13 protein-coding genes are annotated in these 16,263 nt (G+C 46.8%); 12 read left to right on the top strand and 1 reads right to left on the bottom strand.

The window, feature by feature from the left end; translation table 11 throughout:
• The first annotated feature begins 124 nt into the window (after window positions 1-124).
• Complete coding sequence (locus BLW37_RS03640) at window positions 125-664, top strand: OmpA family protein (RefSeq protein ID WP_091339687.1); 540 nt, start codon at window positions 125-127, stop codon at window positions 662-664.
• 50 nt (window positions 665-714) lie between these two features.
• On the opposite strand, the gene BLW37_RS03635 is transcribed toward BLW37_RS03640, so the two are convergent.
• Window positions 715-2,778, bottom strand: coding sequence for a serine/threonine-protein kinase (locus BLW37_RS03635; RefSeq protein WP_171907534.1), 2,064 nt, complete (start codon window positions 2,776-2,778; stop codon window positions 715-717).
• A gap of 201 nt (window positions 2,779-2,979) precedes the next feature.
• Here BLW37_RS03635 and BLW37_RS03630 point away from each other — a divergent pair, with 201 nt between their 5' ends.
• The 11 genes from BLW37_RS03630 (at window position 2,980) to tssC (ending at window position 16,258) form a co-directional block, all read left to right on the top strand.
• Window positions 2,980-3,321, top strand: coding sequence for a hypothetical protein (locus tag BLW37_RS03630; protein WP_139243653.1), 342 nt, complete (start codon window positions 2,980-2,982; stop codon window positions 3,319-3,321).
• A 162-nt stretch (window positions 3,322-3,483) separates the two neighbouring features.
• Window positions 3,484-4,740, top strand: coding sequence for a type VI secretion system-associated FHA domain protein TagH (gene tagH / locus BLW37_RS03625; RefSeq protein WP_091339676.1), 1,257 nt, complete (start codon window positions 3,484-3,486; stop codon window positions 4,738-4,740).
• Window positions 4,741-4,758: 18 nt separating this feature from the next.
• Window positions 4,759-5,244 carry a type VI secretion system lipoprotein TssJ gene (gene tssJ / locus BLW37_RS03620; protein ID WP_091339674.1) on the top strand — a complete coding sequence of 162 codons (486 nt, stop codon included), beginning with the start codon at window positions 4,759-4,761 and terminating at the stop codon, window positions 5,242-5,244.
• Window positions 5,245-5,266: 22 nt separating this feature from the next.
• Window positions 5,267-6,595 carry a type VI secretion system baseplate subunit TssK gene (gene tssK, locus BLW37_RS03615; protein ID WP_091339671.1) on the top strand — a complete coding sequence of 443 codons (1,329 nt, stop codon included), beginning with the start codon at window positions 5,267-5,269 and terminating at the stop codon, window positions 6,593-6,595.
• A gap of 29 nt (window positions 6,596-6,624) precedes the next feature.
• Window positions 6,625-7,950 carry a type VI secretion system protein TssL, long form gene (gene tssL, locus BLW37_RS03610; RefSeq protein WP_091339669.1) on the top strand — a complete coding sequence of 442 codons (1,326 nt, stop codon included), beginning with the start codon at window positions 6,625-6,627 and terminating at the stop codon, window positions 7,948-7,950.
• Window positions 7,951-7,970: 20 nt separating this feature from the next.
• Window positions 7,971-11,525 (top strand): type VI secretion system membrane subunit TssM, encoded by a 3,555-nt coding sequence (tssM, locus tag BLW37_RS03605; RefSeq protein ID WP_091339666.1) that lies wholly within the window; start codon window positions 7,971-7,973, stop codon window positions 11,523-11,525.
• Window positions 11,507-12,238, top strand: coding sequence for a type VI secretion system-associated protein TagF (gene tagF / locus BLW37_RS03600; RefSeq protein WP_091339662.1), 732 nt, complete (start codon window positions 11,507-11,509; stop codon window positions 12,236-12,238). The genes tssM and tagF overlap by 19 nt, the downstream gene beginning before the upstream one ends.
• Window positions 12,235-13,026, top strand: coding sequence for a PP2C family protein-serine/threonine phosphatase (locus BLW37_RS03595; protein ID WP_091339659.1), 792 nt, complete (start codon window positions 12,235-12,237; stop codon window positions 13,024-13,026). The genes tagF and BLW37_RS03595 overlap by 4 nt, the downstream gene beginning before the upstream one ends.
• A 78-nt stretch (window positions 13,027-13,104) precedes the next feature.
• A complete protein-coding gene (tssA, locus tag BLW37_RS03590) occupies window positions 13,105-14,208 on the top strand; it encodes a type VI secretion system protein TssA (RefSeq protein WP_091339656.1) in 1,104 nt (367 codons plus the stop codon).
• A gap of 51 nt (window positions 14,209-14,259) precedes the next feature.
• Window positions 14,260-14,763 (top strand): type VI secretion system contractile sheath small subunit, encoded by a 504-nt coding sequence (gene tssB / locus BLW37_RS03585; RefSeq protein WP_091339653.1) that lies wholly within the window; start codon window positions 14,260-14,262, stop codon window positions 14,761-14,763.
• A gap of 1 nt (window position 14,764) precedes the next feature.
• On the top strand, window positions 14,765-16,258 hold the full coding sequence (tssC, locus tag BLW37_RS03580; RefSeq protein WP_091339651.1) for a type VI secretion system contractile sheath large subunit: 1,494 nt from the start codon (window positions 14,765-14,767) through the stop codon (window positions 16,256-16,258).
• Window positions 16,259-16,263: the final 5 nt, after the last annotated feature.

Genomic DNA, 16,263 nt, shown 5'->3' with positions numbered 1-16,263 from the left:
TTGTGGTAATCCTGAAACTATTGCAAGCCAGCGTTCGAGAACAACACAGACAAAGATTGAAATCAGGCACAATAATGTATATATTCCGCAAAATATTTAAGCCTAATTTTACAGGAGTGTTTTTATGATTACATTTGGACGTGTTGCGCTTTCGGTTGCTTGTGCTGTGGCGCTTAGTGGCTGTGCTGCCAATATGCAAAGCAGTGCCAATTCTACGGAGCAAAATACTAGCTCTGTCTATGCCCAAAGCCCGGGTTCAGTGCTGACTGAACATTTGAATGGCGTTCAGCAAATTTCATTGCAAGAGCTGAGCTCAGAGCAACTCAAGATCACTTTCCCGGGTGTCACTAGCTTTGAGTTTGCTGCCAGGGATATTACAGCAGAGCAAAAGCAAGCTTTGAAAACACTGAGCACCGCGTTGCATCAGATTGATTTTCAGGCGCTGGAGGTATTGGGACATACCGATAATCGTGGTAATTATGACTACAATCTGCAGCTTTCCCGCGAAAGAGCAAAAGCAGTGACCGAATACCTGCTTAGCTTGGGTTTTCAATCTGACAAGCTGGGATATCATGGTAAAGGACCAGACGAGCCTATCGCTGATAATAACTCTGCTGCTGGCCAGGCACAGAATCGACGCATTGAGATTCTGGTTTATCTTTAATGGCTAAGATTCGGCAACAACTCGGCTTGAGTTGTTGCCGTTTTCACTTGTTAACCACTGACACTTACCATTAATTCATTCGCACGACGCATCAGGCGCTCTGCATTGCGTACTTGATGCGTTCTCAGTAGCTCACCAGATAAAGTCAGGTATTTATCGGCTAATTGTCTCCTCAGGCGAATGTTGAGTTCAAAATCATTTGGCCAAATGACGGCATACTGCTGCCATTGATCGTAAACGGCATCCACTTCCGCTATATCTCCGCTTTGTTCCAGCGCATTGGTCAGTGCACGAAAACGGTACTGATAGAATATTTCTGCTGCAGCATAAGGAAACTCAGGTTCACGACCTTGTTCATACTGCTCTTGGTAATATGCCATGGTATCAATAGCTGATTGCATATGCAGACCTTGCTCAATGAGCGGTTGAGCCTGCTCTACGGCATAAAAGGCTGCCTGTCCTATGGCAAGCAATTGCTGTAGTTTTAATGCATTGTGTTGATACATTGCGGACTCGAATTCTTGCACGAAAAGTTGTATCGCTTCTTCGTTTGGCTGCGGCTGGTAGCTTGGATCAATCCGCTTTAAGTCTGCCAGCACCTGGTATGGATTATTTGTCTCAGGATCCCTGCTGTAATTTTGTGCAATTAACATGGTTGTGAGTTGGTTTTGTAGTACCTCAATGGCGCTCTGTTTACTGCGGGCAACCCGGTTGCGAACAGCGGCAAGTTGATGGGAGTCCGGATAAAGTTGGCCAGCCTGTTCAGTTAAATGTTCAATTTCTATGTAATTTGGGTAGCGTTCTGACCGATCACTTAATAAGGTGTCTATTTGTTGCTCAAAATAGCCCAGCATGGTTGAAGCGTGAAAGTTAAGCAGACCAGACGAAATAATAGGGTTTTGATCCGTAAGTTTTTCCAGCTCTTCAAGGATTTCTGTCGGTTGAAGTTGTATCAAATTGGCTTGATACGACAATGTTGCTTGATGTGCTGCTAAAGTTTGCTGTAACTCATGCAGTGAACCTTGCTGCCCCTGGACATAAGACATGCCAGCGGTCAGCATCATAATGCCTGCGGCAGTTACCAAAAACACAGGCCACACCGGACGATTTAACTGACGCATTAATTTACCAACTGAAGCGGTACGGTTATCCCGATCAAACATCAAAGCGCGACGAAAGGCTGCCCATTGCAAAAAATTTAAATGTGCCGGCTTAGTGGCTTTTTTCTGCTCACGCTGCGCTTTATCGGCAGGCAAACGGTGAAATGGGTGCTTGCTGGTTAAAAGCTCATATGCCAGGCAGCCGAAAGAATACACATCATCCGATGGCGTGGGGGCATGGCCAGCCAACAGCTCTGCGCTGGCATAGGCCGGTGTAAAGCCACTGACCGGTGTAGCCTGTGATTGCTCTTGTGCTGCATAGATATCTACATTCTTTTGTAACTTTTGAGCAACCCCAAAATCAAGCAGCTTCACATGGCCGTTTCTGTCCAGCATAATATTGGCTGGCTTTAAATCTGCATGCACGATACCTTGTTGGTGAGCGTACTCGAGACCATCGGCAATTTGCTCTAGTAGCTTCTGTGCAAATTTATAGGGCAATCCATTTGGTTTATAGCGGTTGATCACCTGCTCTAAGGTTTCACCATCCAGATATTCCATCACAAGAAAGAAATGCCCTTCATCTGAACTGACATCAAATAAGCGAATAATATTGGGGTGGGCAAGTTGTTGTGTCTTCCGGGCTTCTTGCAACAACAGTTGCAGGGCCTCTGGCTGATCGACAAACTGTTTTTGCAATACCTTGATTGCCACAAAAGGCTCAGCAATACCCGCTTGCTCCAGGAACGTATCACGTGCCCGGTAAATATGGCTGATACCGCCAGAGCCAAGCAGTTTCTCGATTTTATATCGTTGCTGCAGCATGCTGCCGGCTTTGAGGTGGGAGCTGGTGGCTGTGGTGATTTGTTTTGTCGCTGTTGAGATCAACTGGGTTCTATCTGCACTGCTTCCTTGCGAGCCATGGGTAGAGCTATCAGTCAGGTTAGACGCAAGATCAGGGCTAATGGATTGATCTTCATTCTTTATATCTTGCTCAGGAGTTGTACTCGTCATGGGTGCATTCATTCCTTGTGGTAAAGCTACATCGTTTCAAAACCGGACTAACCATAAATTTTACTTAATTATCTACATTCAATCAATTGTTCACCATAAAGTAAATTTGTTATTATGGAGCTAAGCGCGATCGAGAGATCCTAAAATATTGTTTTGTACGGGCTGCTAGCCATTGACTGTTGCTGTTTTCATGAGGCTCTTATGACTGCTATTCAATCACCTACTCATTACACTGGTATTTACGTGAATGATGTATGGCAGAACTGCTACTTGCTTAGCAAAGATCTCCTTACATCTTATGATCTTGCAGACTCTGAGAGCGTGATGCATTGCCCACTGCAAGCGGAGTATTTTTTGCTGCAAATAGAACCTGCCATTTCACGCCATCAAATACTGCTCGATATTTATCGCTATGCGCAAATTTGTGCTGCAGGCCAAAAGATACCAGCTCATGACCAACTGTTAAAATCTGTGGCTGAAGTTGTCGCTGCAGGTGAACTTCGTATTTTTAAAGTCAGAGATGGTCATGACATATACGACTGATAGCATAAGTTGCTAATGTAAGAGTTTATTAATTAAAATTAAGTTAATTCAATTGTTGACCTTATTGCTATCCGTAGCTATCATTAGTCGGTTTTTTTAACAGCGCACAAGTCTGCAACCTTCCGCATGGGAGGCTGATCATTTAAGGAAGAGGTAATCAGAATGTGGCTTGAACTTTCTGTTGTCAGCTATCACCGTTTGTCGCCCCGTTTAAAGACTGTGATGCGTTTTGAGGCCAGCGGTGGCACCATTGGACGCTCGGAGCAGGCCAGTTGGCAGCTGGCAGATCCGGAGCGAATTGTTTCGGGTTTGCATGCTAGTGTCGGATCGGATGGTCAGGGATTTTACATTGAAGATCTCTCTACCAATGGGCTTTTCATTAACAATTCATCGGAGCTGATTGGTAAAGGGAATCGCCGCTTTTTAAAGCTGCATGACACCTTGCTGCTGGGTGACTATGAACTGCAAGTGAGTGCAATTGAGTTGCGCCAGACCGCTGACAGTACTGCGGCTCCGGGACATGCCAGGCATGGAGAAGTTGCTGCTGTCGGTGCGCCGTTCTCTGCTGCTTCTTCCGGAGCAGATTTCCATGGTGTGATGATGTCGGAGGCTGCTCCGCTTGTTGTACATAGTTCCCATGATGCTGTTGACTCGCAACTGGATGATTTTTTTCATGTTCAACCACTCATACCTGACGATTGGTCCAATGACATCGACCAGCATCCGAGTTCGAGTGGACAGAGCGCAGAACTTGCCTTTTCGGCCGTAACTATACCGCTGGATGGAGCTGCTTCAGGCATGCCCGAGACGGATGATGCATTCAGTGTTTCGGAGCAGAAAAAAATCCAGGCATTTATGGATGGGTTGCAGTTAACACCTGAACAAATGCAGCTGCTTAACCATTCTGAACACAGTTGGCAACAGTTAGGTGAAGCATTGCGTGCTTCGCTTGATGGGTTAATGGCCATGATGCGAGCCCGCTCAAAGGTCAAAAATAGCTTACGGGTGAACCAAACAACCTTTCAAGCAAGGGAAAACAATCCGCTAAAGTTTTCTGCCAGCTTTGAGGATGTTTTTCACACCTTATTTGCCAGCAGCAACACGGGCTTCTTAACTCCAAAACAGGCCGTTCACTCCGCTTTTCAGGATATGAGTAAACATGAAGTGGCCTTGCTCGATGCCAGTCGAGCAGCCATGCAAGCGTTGTTGACCAGAATATCCCCTGAGTCTATTCGCCGCAAAGATGTGGGTAGTGGTGTACTGGATAAACTAAGCAGCTTGCACGCAAAGGCACGGCACTGGGCAATTTATGAGCTGTATCATCAAGAATTGACTGAACAATTGGCCAAAAACACGCAAAGAGGTTTCAGTGATGATTTTATTGATGCTTACGAACAATCAATCAAATCCGTTGAATAACCCATAAAGGATCTGTCTATGAAAGTTTTAAGTCATGGTATTGCAGTACTGATATCACTGTTTTTATTGTCTTCTTGCCAAGTGGTGTATTCTACCTTTCCTCCTTCCACCACACTGCACTTCAGAGTGGCAGATGATTTAAATCCAGATCAAAATGACCGGCCTTCTCCCGTGATAGTTAAAGTCTTTGAACTTGCCTCCAAAACAATTTTTGAGAATCAGGACTTTTTTGCTTTGTACGACGATCCTAGCGCTGTGCTAAGAACTGACTTACTAAAAAAAGATGAGTTTGTGTTTGAACCGGGTCAGCAAAGTCAATCCAGGATGGAATTGCACCCAGCGACAAAGGCAGTCGGTGTCATTGTTGCGTACCGCGATATTGAAAATGCCCGTTGGCGCGCAGTGGTTGATGTTAAACCTACCGGTTACGACAACCAATATGTCTTTATCGAGTCACTCGCGGTGTATATCCGTGAACATGATACAGCAAGACGGCAGCGCTGATAGCAAGCAGTAGGAAATCTTTATGACTCAGTTAAATCGCGTTGCCTGGCTGGAAGGGATATTTTTACGGCCACAGCACTTTCAACAACAAGAGCGTTATTTAAACCACCGGCTACAGCGCAGTTGTGAATTGCTCTCTGCTCATGGTTGGGGGCTGGCAGCGCTCGATATTGATCAGAATAAACTTCGTTTTGGTCAGTTTGCGGTACATTCGTTAGATGCCATTTTACCCGATGGTTACTTATTGGAACTCCCTTTAGTGGATCCTGTCCCTGAGCCCATCGAGGTACCTAAAGTGTGTCGCGATGAGCTGATTTATCTGTGTATTGCCATGGATAAAAGCTCTGCACGAAACATTGCGGAGCATGGGAGTGCTGATATTACCCGTTTTGCTTACCACGATGCCGATGTGATCGACTCCACCCAGGACGATCTTGCGGTCGAAACCATTCAGCTTGCCCAGGTTCGTAGTTTTTTAAAGCGGGAAAGTGAGGAAAGAGGCGGCTTTATCAGTATTCCGATAGCCAAGGTTAAAGAGGTACAGGAGGAAGGGGAAATAAAATTGGATACCAAGTACATCCCTCCGGTGCTTAGGATCCAAAGTAATAATGTGTTATGCAGCTTTCTCGAGGAAGTGCTTGGTATGCTCAAGCAGCGAGCAGATGCCTTAGCGGTGAGGATTGGCAAAGGGCAGGGCAGTGCCAATTCTATCGCTGATTTTTTGATGCTACAAATGCTGAACCGCTATGAGCCTGAACTCAGGCATTTGCAGCAGAATACAGCAACGCACCCTGAGACCTTGTATCGAACCATTGTCGCATTAGCCGGAGAGCTGGCAACTTTTACCACCAAAGAAAAGCGGGCTCAGTCTTTTCCTCCTTATCAGCATCATGACTTAACCATTGTATTTGGTAATCTGCTGGTTTTACTAAACCAGACACTGAGCGTGGTTTTGGAACAAACAGCACAAGCCTTGCCTCTTCAGATGGGTAAGTTTGGCATTATGGTGTCAGCATTAACCGATAAAGGCATTTTGGAGAATGCTCAGTTTATCGTGGCCATTGCTGCCGATGTCCCTACCGAAGATATCCGCAAGCACCTGCCCTCAAGGATAAAGATTGGTCCGGTTGAGCACATTCGTGAGTTGGTCAATAACCAACTTCCAGGGATCGCAGTAACAGGTTTACCTGTTGCCCCCAGGCAGGTTCCTTATCATGCAGGTTATCACTACTTCCAGCTAGAAAAAAATAGCATTTACTGGGAAAAGTTAGCAAGCAGTGGTGGGCTTGCCCTTCATATCTCAGGAAACTATCCGGGATTAAAAGTTGAGCTTTGGGCTATTAAGTCGTAGTCAGTTCAGATGCAACAGGAAAATTAGTTATGACGGATCGTACAGTGCTTAAACCAAGGCCTGGTGGGCGCAAACCAGTGAAAGACAACACGGGACACCAGGCTCAGGCAGCTGCAGGTCATGCTGACCGAACCGTATTGGCCGCGGTTGTCACCCCCTCACAACAAACAAACAAGCCAAGACAGCAGTCGTTACTTATTAGTGATAACCCACTGATTGAAGAGGCCGGTGACTTGTTCTCTTTGATTGGGCCAATTCGAAGTACCGCCTCTCATCCCGATGTGATGGGGTTAAAGGGGCATTGCATTGAACTTATCGAGCAGTATGAACAGCGCTTGAGAGTTCGCGGTGTTGAAGGTGATGCCATTCGCAATGCACGCTATTGCTTGTGTTCTTTTATTGACGAAGCCGTTTTAAATACCAGCTGGGGCAGCGAAAGCGACTGGGCAGCCTTTAGTTTGTTGTCGAATTTTTATCAGGAAACCTTTGGTGGGGAGTATTTTTTCACCTTACTGGATAGTGTTTTGACTGATGTTAAAGCACACATTCAGTTACTTGAGCTGATGTATCTGTGCTTATCATTCGGTTTTGTCGGTAAGATGCGGGTTGCCGAGCAAGGGTACCAACAACTGAATGCCATTCGGGACCGCGTTTATAAAGCAATAAAAGCTGAGCGAGGCGAGCCACCTCGTGAGTTGACTCCAGATTGGCATGCATCCGTGCTTGCCGTCGAGTCAGGGCAGAAAAGCTTTCCTCTGTGGGTTATGTGCTCGGTAGCCGCCGCTTTTCTCTTGTGTGGTTATATGTACCTCAGTTATTTGATCAATGAGCGGTCTGATCAGGTAAACCGAGCCTTAGTCACCCTTGTTCAACTGCCGGAACAGGCGGAGACCATCGCCAGCATCAATAGCAAGGTATCTCAGGAAAGCAGACGGTTATCACTGCTATTGCAAACAGAAATTAATCGCAACCTGTTAGAAGTGATTGAGCTCTCGGACAGAGTGCGCATCCGGGTTGGTAATGATCAATTGTTTTCATCCGGCAGCACCAATATCACTGAAGGGTTCTTACCGGTAGTGCATAAAATTGCCCGTTCTTTGGAAGGTTCTGATGGCCGTATCCTTGTGAATGGCTATACCGATGATTTGCCTATTTTTTCGACGCGCTATCCCTCAAATTGGCATCTATCGCTGGCGCGGGCAAACTCGATGGCGGATGCCTTAGCCGCTGGCGCGGATTTGCATGGTCGCTTATGGCCTGAAGGCCGGGGGGAAGTTGACCCCTTAGTACCCAACGATACTGTTGAAAACCGTGCACGTAACCGCAGGGTTGAAATCGATTTATTACCGAACTAAGCAGGAAAGGATGCCTTATTATGCGTTTAAATAGTTTTTGGCAGACATTGGTACGTTACGGCCGCAAAGGCTGGTTTATCACTCTGTTGGGTTTGGCTGCGGTAGCTTTGTTGATATGGTTCGGCGGCCCAATGGTTGCCATTGCTGGGTATGAACCCCTAGCGTCAGTTAGCGCACGGATGATTACGCTGTTATTGTTGGTTATTTGTTGGGGAGCCTGGTATTACATTCGAGGCATTCGTGAACGACAGTCGCACCATCAAGCGGTTGAGGAATTGCTGAGTAATGAACTTGGTGAGCAGCAAAGCTCGGTGGCTCAGCACGACATCACTGTACTGCGCGAACGCATTCAAAAAGCGCTGGATATATTAAAGCATGCCAGTTTTGGTCAAAGTAAAGACACTTACCACTTACCCTGGTACATGCTAATAGGTCCTCCTGGTTCGGGTAAAACTACAACCTTGCACAATTCCGGTCTTGAGTTCCCTCTGCGAGAGCAAATGGGCGTAGACTCGATTGAAGGAATTGGTGGCACCCGCCAGTGCGATTGGTGGTTCACCAATAAAGCGGTATTTATCGATACAGCTGGGCGCTACACCACCCAGGATAGCCACAATCAGCAAGACGCTGGTGCCTGGAAAGGCTTTCTTGGTTTACTTCGAAAGTACCGTCCTAAGCGTCCTATCAATGGTGTTATTGTCTTTGCCAGCCTGGCAGAGCTCCTGAAGCAAACCAGAACCGAACGTAACCTGCATGCCAGAGCGATCAAGCAGCGAATTCAAGAGTTGCAAAGTCAACTGGGGATGACATTTCCGGTGTACATGCTGTTGACTAAAGCGGATTTGATTGCAGGCTTCTCTGAGTTTTTTGACGATCTTTCTGCAGAGGAGACCGAGCAAGTATGGGGCATGACGTTCCGCCCTGAACAAGCTTCCAGTGAACAAGGAGAAATAGCACTATTTAATAAAGAATTTCACACCATGCTTAAGCGCCTGCAAATGCGGTTGTTTCATCGATTGCAGTACGAGCACGGTGTTGAGAATCGTAGCGCGATATTTGAGTTTCCACGGCAACTCCGAAGTGCACAAAGTGCTGCCGATGATTTCTTAAAAGAAATTTTCTCACCCAACCCATTTGAAAAGCCCATCATGTTGCGTGGTATCTATGTCGTCAGTGCAACGCAGCAGGGGATCCCTATTGACCAAATCAGCCCACAGCTCAGTCATGATCTGCAACTGGCAGAGCTACCTAAGCGCCAACTAACAGGGGAAGGCAAGGGTTTCTTTATTAAAAAGGTGTTTGACAGCATTATTGTACCTGAGCGGGAACTGGCATCTGTTAACTTGCGGCATCATACCAAAGTCAAATGGTTGCGCCATGGCGCTATGGCGTTTACTGCACTGGGTACAGTGGTCTTATCGTCCTTGTGGTTAAAAAGTTACCAATGGAATCTTGGGCTGGTCGCCAAAGTGACGGATGCGGTGACTCAGTATCAGGCCAGCAGCACCTCGCAACTTAGCGTATCGGATGATTTGTACGCACTGAACGAGCGTTTGCAAGTACTGCGGGCTTTACCTGCTGGCTATGACGGTCACTTACCTGGTGGCGGCCCCAGAGATATGGGCTTGTATCAAGGTGGTAAATTAGGGCAGTCAGCTCGCAGAGCCTATCAAAATGCACTTGTTGCAGATTTTGGCCCATTTCTCGCGAAAGCGATGGCTGATGAAATGCAATCGAATGCCCGGCATCGGGATTATTTGTACGAAACTTTACGAAGTTATTTAATGCTTTTTAAGCCGGCACATTTTGACGCAGAGCATATTCAGGAGTGGTTCCGGCTGTATCTGAACCGTCAATTGTCTTCAGAGTTGCATGCTGACTTACGTCAGCAGCTTGAGCTTCATCTGCACGCTTACTTGCATGGTGGGATCAGTGGTTTGGCCTACGACAGCACTTTGGTAAGTCAGGTGCGCGAAGATCTGATGAATGTACCGTTAGCAGAAAGAGCCTATCAACGCATCAAAACAGAATTGTTGCAAAGTCATATTCCTGACTTTGCGCTTGCCGATGTACTGGGTTCAGACAGTTTACGTGTAGTAACCCGAAACAGTGGACAGTCACTGCAGCAAGGGATCCCTGGTTTGTTTACTTATCAAGGGTTTCACGGTTTGTTCAATGTGCAAAAGAACCGGATTATTCGCCAGTTAATGGAGGATAGTTGGGTGTACGGTGAAGATGAAACCATCAATGCCAGACAAGTGGATAGCGCTTTGACGACCATGGTCAATCAGAAGTATTACCAGGATTACATTCAGTATTGGCAGGCTTTGCTCCAGGACATCAGCATTGTTTCGTTCGATACCCTAGAGCATGGTTTGTTTGTTACCCGAACCCTGAGTGGTCATGAACAACCCATACAACGAATTATCCAGGCGGTGCAAAGTCAGGTGCAACTTACCGAACAACCCGAATCTGAAGAAATGCAACTGGCCGCTGATGTTGCCGGGCGCGTTGCTCGGACACAATTTTCAACGCAATACAACCGAATGAGCCGGCTATTACCGGACGAGCTGCCAAATCTTAACCGCAACAAGCTACCAGGCCAGGAGGTTGAGGCAACATTTTCCTCGTTACTTTCGATAAAAGCGGAGCATTTTGATCACATGGCCAATGTGTTGCGCTCCAATCATGAATTTCTTGAGCAGTTGTATCAGCCTGGCAATATGGCACGTCAGGCTTATATGAACCGACTGCAAAATCGTGATAGCAATCAAATGAATCTCACGTTGCGCAGATTACGTGAAGATATACCTGCGCCATTTAGTGACTGGGTCAGCCAAATTTATGCTGGCAGCTCGGTGTTGATTGCCGAAGGCAGTAAACAGCACATCAATGAAGCATGGCGAGGCACTGTCCTGACCGAGTTTAACCGGTCCATTGCGAATCGCTATCCAATCAACCGGGCCAGTTCTGATGAAATTAAAATTAGAGATTTCGAACGCTTTTTTGGTTATGGCGGTACGCTTGATGAGTTCTTTAATGAGTACTTACGGCCATTCGTCAATATGCAGCGTGCGGAATGGAGCTTCAAGCAAGATATCGGTATTAATCCTTCTGTGTTAAGGACTTTTCAGCGTGCTCATCGTATTCGTCAGGCATTTTTTGATGAAGGGAGTCAGAGCATGAAGGTGGGGTTTAATCTTCGGCCAATTTTTCTAGATCAGCACATTACTCATTTGTTGCTTGAGATCGATGGCCAGTCGCTATCCTACCGTCATGGGCCTCCTCGAAACCAGCATTTCGAGTGGCCAGGCGACAGGAATAGGCAGCAAACCCGTTTGGTTTTTACGCCAGCAAACTCTGGATTGCCTACCAGCCGGAGAATTGAAGGTGAATGGTCCTGGTTCCGCTTCTTAGATGAGCAAACCAGACTTAGGCCTGAAACAAGGCAAGATGGGTTACTGTATGTTTCAGAGCAAAGCAATAAAGCCCAGATTCAGATTTTGCCTGACTCTGTGAATAACCCATTCTGGAACAGTGACCTGGAGGGATTCCGTTGTCCAGTGAATTTGTAAAACCGGGCGCAGGTTTCTGTGGCAAGGTCCCAGTCTTAGGGGACTTTTTGCAAGAAGGTCTGAGCATCGAATTTAACGATTGTTGGAATGAGTGGTTACGAGCTGCTTTAGCTGTTAGCAAAGAGCAGCTGGGAGCTAGCTGGTTGGATTACTATCTGACCAGTCCGGTATGGCACTTTGCGTTGTCAGGTGGTAGCTGCGGGCCAGAGCCAATAATTGGCACCATGATACCCAGTGTGGATAAAGTCGGCCGTCACTACCCGCTGACTTTGGCAAAACCTGTGCAGCAAAGCCCCATTGTTTGCCGAACACAGTCGGATTGGTGTCAACAGTTTGAAGACTTCATTATGCAAACTTTGGAGGATGACTTTAACTTTCAGAGTTGGCGTGCAGCTTTGCTTAAATTTTCCTTTTTTTCGCCAGATAGCCCTGTACCATCGCACCATTTAGGCCATGCAGAGCAAAAAGGAAACTGGCTGTTGCATGGTGAATTAACAATGGACAGCATGGCCTTGCTACACAGTTTGTTGCGGCAAGAGTTTGGGAACTATTGCCTTTGGTGGACGGATGGATCTGAGTACGTGGATCCGGTGTGCTTAATTTCGAAAGGCATGCCTCTGATTAGTCAATATGCCTCCATGCTTAATGGACAATGGGCTGAGCGAGGTTGGCAAATAAAACCACTCCATGCAACACGGGAACAGAAACAATGATGTCAGTGACTTCTCACGGACAAAGTCATAAAGGGCTTGTTCGGCAGCTGAATGAGGATGCATGCTTGCTTTTGCCAGAGTATGGAGTTTGGGTGGTCGCAGATGGAATGGGGGGGCATGCAGCTGGTGATGTTGCCAGTCAGTTGGTCATTAGCACGATCCGCGACGCAGTCGTAAAAACTGACCAGCCCAAGCCAGAAACCATTTGTACTGCACTTGAGCAGGCAAATCAAAAGGTGGTCGAGTATTGCCAGCAACACAAGCAGGGAGAGTTGGGCGGGTCAACAGTTGTAGTCCTATTGTTTTATCGCCAGCAGTACCATGTATTCTGGCTGGGCGATAGTCGTTTGTATTTACTACGCAATAATGAGTTGCGGCAAGTTACCAGGGATCATAGTCAGGTGAATGACATGATCGACCAAGGGCTCATTGCGGCAGACGAGGCTGAAACCCATGAACTGGCCAATGTGATCACCCGGGCGGTCGGTGTTCAAGGCCAGGTGAGTGTTGCATCTCTGAATGAAGCTATTGAAGAAGGTGATCTTTTTCTACTCTGTACCGATGGTCTCAATAAAGAACTGTCGGATGTTGAGATACAGAGTTACCTGCACCATCATGATATCGAAGCTGCCAACAGAGCTTTGATTCATATGTCTTTGGTCGCTGGAGCCAGAGATAACGTGACCTGTGTTCTGGTCAAGGTCAACAGTCTTAACTCTACCTTCATAACTAATCGCTATATTAGCGCCGAGTGTAATAAAACAGTCCCAATATCACTTAAAAAGTAAATTCAGGTTAATTAGATATTTTAAATTGAGTTGGCATGGGGTATATTTGTATCCGAAGCCATGAACTTGTGAAATTTGATGATCGATTGTGATTTTGTAAAACCAGATTCAATTGCCCGTGAGATCCGCCCGGACGCTCGTTGCGGCAAGGATCCGCGTTCAGATGTATCACCCGGTTCACGATATTATCAGCTGAAAGATAAGCGGCGCTCACTGCGGGATGCAGAACGTTCAGCGTTGATGAGTGATGATGAGTCAGCGCCTATGCTGAGTGAGTGGATGCAACTGGCTGAAGATATTTATGATGCGCTTAGCTCCGAAGCTAAAGACCTGGAGTATGCTGCATGGTTAATTGAAGCGCTTTGCAGGACATCTGGCTTTGTCGGTTTGGCACGATCCTTTGATTGCGCTCGCGCGTTGATTGAACAGTTCTGGGATGATTTGTATCCACAACCGGATGAAGATGGCCTGGAAACACGGATTGCACCTTTGGTTGGTTTGAATGGTTACGAAGGTGATGGTGCTTTAATTTCACCTATTTTAAGTATTCCACTCGTTATCAGTGCTTCAGAGAGTAGTTTTGCAACTTGGCAGTATATCCGCGCCAATGAGCAATCACGCAAAGAAGATAGTAAAAAGCAACGCTCAGATCATAGTGTGAACCTGGAGTCCATTGTTCAGATTGTGGCGGAGACACCCGCTGAACACTTTGTTGCTTTACTGGCTAGCATGGATGAAGCAACTCAGGCCTTTTCCGCACTTTCAACCGCGATGGATGCTGCCATGCTTGGTGTGCCCCAACCAACCAGCTCAATCTTAAAAGCGATTCAGCAGTGCCGTGACACCGTGCAGTACCTGACTAAAAATAAGTTGGCTGCCTACCATGCTGAGCAAGAAGAGCTGCTTGATGATGGGACTACAGAGGGCGAAGCAGCAGTAAGCAACAGCAGCCCTATCAACAAGCAAGTCCAAACCCGGCAGCAAGTGATTCAGTCGTTGCAAGATGCGGCGGCTTTTTTTCGCAAGACGGAGCCGCATTCCCCCATGTCTTATGCGTTAGAGCAAATTATTCATTGGAGTGGCTTAGCATTACCCGAGCTCTTACAAGAGCTTATTGACGATAACACCAGTCGGAACCAGTTTTTCCGGCTAACAGGTATCAATAAAGGCTCAGGTAGTTAACGGTAAAACACTGCGTTACCTGGCACGTTTATACAGCAAAGGAGAGATGTGATGGAAAGCATTCATAGTAAATTATCCCGGGTTCGTAAACCCAGGGTGCACATTACTTATGATGTCGAAACTGAGGGAGCTGTGGTTCAAAAAGAACTTCCTTTTGTGGTAGGCGTGATGGGTGATTTTGCAGGGCAAAATACAGATGCATTAAAGCCACTGAAAGATCGTCGATTTGTTCAGGTGGATCGCGATAATTTTGATGATGTGCTGAAGCGAATGAACCCAAAGTTGTCGTTTAAAGTTGAAAATAAACTGACAGACGATGGTTCCGAGTTTCAGGTAGATCTGCAGTTCAAGTCTATCCATGACTTTGAGCCTGCAGCAATTGTTAATCAGGTAGAACCACTTGAGCGACTGATGGCCACTCGGAATAAGTTGCGCGATCTGATGACCAAAATAGATCGCTCTGAAGAGCTCGAGAATATTCTGGAGAAAGTTCTGAACAACGAGAGCGATCTGCAGCAGCTGGCAAATGAGCTGGCACCTGAAGAGGAGAAATGATATGAGTACGGAAACTCTGGCGCAAGCCCATGAAACAACGGAGCAACCGGCTGTATCGTTGCTTGAACAAGCGATTGGTGCCACCAAGCAAACCGACTCTTCACGGGCAGAAGAGCTGTTACGCACCTTAACCGAAGAAGCATTGAAAGGCACTGTCAGCTGGAACAAAAACCTCACAGTAACGTTTAACGAAGCGATCAAGCGCATTGATCAGCTTATTTCCACACAGCTTGCGGCCATTATGCACAGCGATGGTTTTCAGAAGCTTGAAGGCAGCTGGCGTGGTTTACACCACTTGGTGATGAACTCTGAAACCAGTGCATCGTTGAAAATTCGCATGATCAGCATCAATAAGCGTGAGCTATACAAAGATTTGAGCAAAGCGGTTGAATTCGATCAAAGCCAAACGTTCAAGAAAGTGTATGAATCCGAATTTGGCACTCCAGGTGGAGAGCCTTATGGTGCTCTGATTGGTGACTATGAATTTACCAATCATCCGGAGGATGTTGAAACATTAACCTATATGTCCAACGTCGCTGCAGCAGGCTTTTGTCCCTTTCTGAGTAGCGCATCACCCGCTTTGTTTGGATTCGATTCCTGGACTGAATTGTCTAAGCCACGTGATCTGGAAAAAATCTTTGAGTCGCTGGAATACACCAAGTGGCGTTCGTTCCGTGAGAGTGAGGACTCCCGTTTTGTCACCCTGACCATGCCACGTGCACTAGCTCGTTTACCCTACGGAGCTGCTACCAGCCCGATTGACGAGTTTGGATACGAAGAGTTTGAAGTCGATCCGGAAAAAGGGGTGGCCGTCACCACCGATCATGATAAGTATTGCTGGATGAATGCGTCTTATGTGCTTGGCACACGTTTAACACAAGCTTTCGCAAAATATGGCTTCTGTACTGCCATTCGTGGGGCTGAAGGTGGTGGTAAAGTGGAAGGCTTACCCACCCATGTGTTTTTGAGTGATGATGGTGATCCGGATCTGAAGTGCCCGACTGAGATTGGTATCACAGATCGTCGTGAAGCCGAGCTTGGGAAAATGGGTTTCCTGCCATTATGCCACTATAAAAATACCGACTATGCGGTGTTTTTCGGTGCTCAAACAGCACAAAAGCCTAAAAAGTATGGCAGCCCGGAAGCCACAGCAAATGCTGCTATCTCTGCTCGTTTGCCTTACTTAATGGCAACCTCTCGCTTTGCTCATTACCTGAAGGTGCTGGCTCGCGACAAAATTGGCAGCTTTATGGAAGCTGAAGATGTTGAGGTCTGGTTAAATCGCTGGATCCTGAACTATGTCAATGCGTCAGAAGGCAGTGGCCAGGATGTGCGGGCCCGTTACCCACTGGCTGATGCCAAGGTACAGGTAAGAGAAATACCTGGTCAACCGGGTGCCTACAATGCAGTTGCCTGGCTACGGCCTTGGCTGCAACTGGAAGAGCTCACCACCTCTTTGCGGTTGGTAGCTAAAATTCCTGAAATGGGAAATTAAGTGAG

Source organism: Alkalimonas amylolytica, assembly GCF_900107845.1.
GTDB lineage: Bacteria > Pseudomonadota > Gammaproteobacteria > Enterobacterales > Alteromonadaceae > Alkalimonas > Alkalimonas amylolytica.
This window is presented reverse-complemented; position numbering and strand designations above follow the sequence as displayed.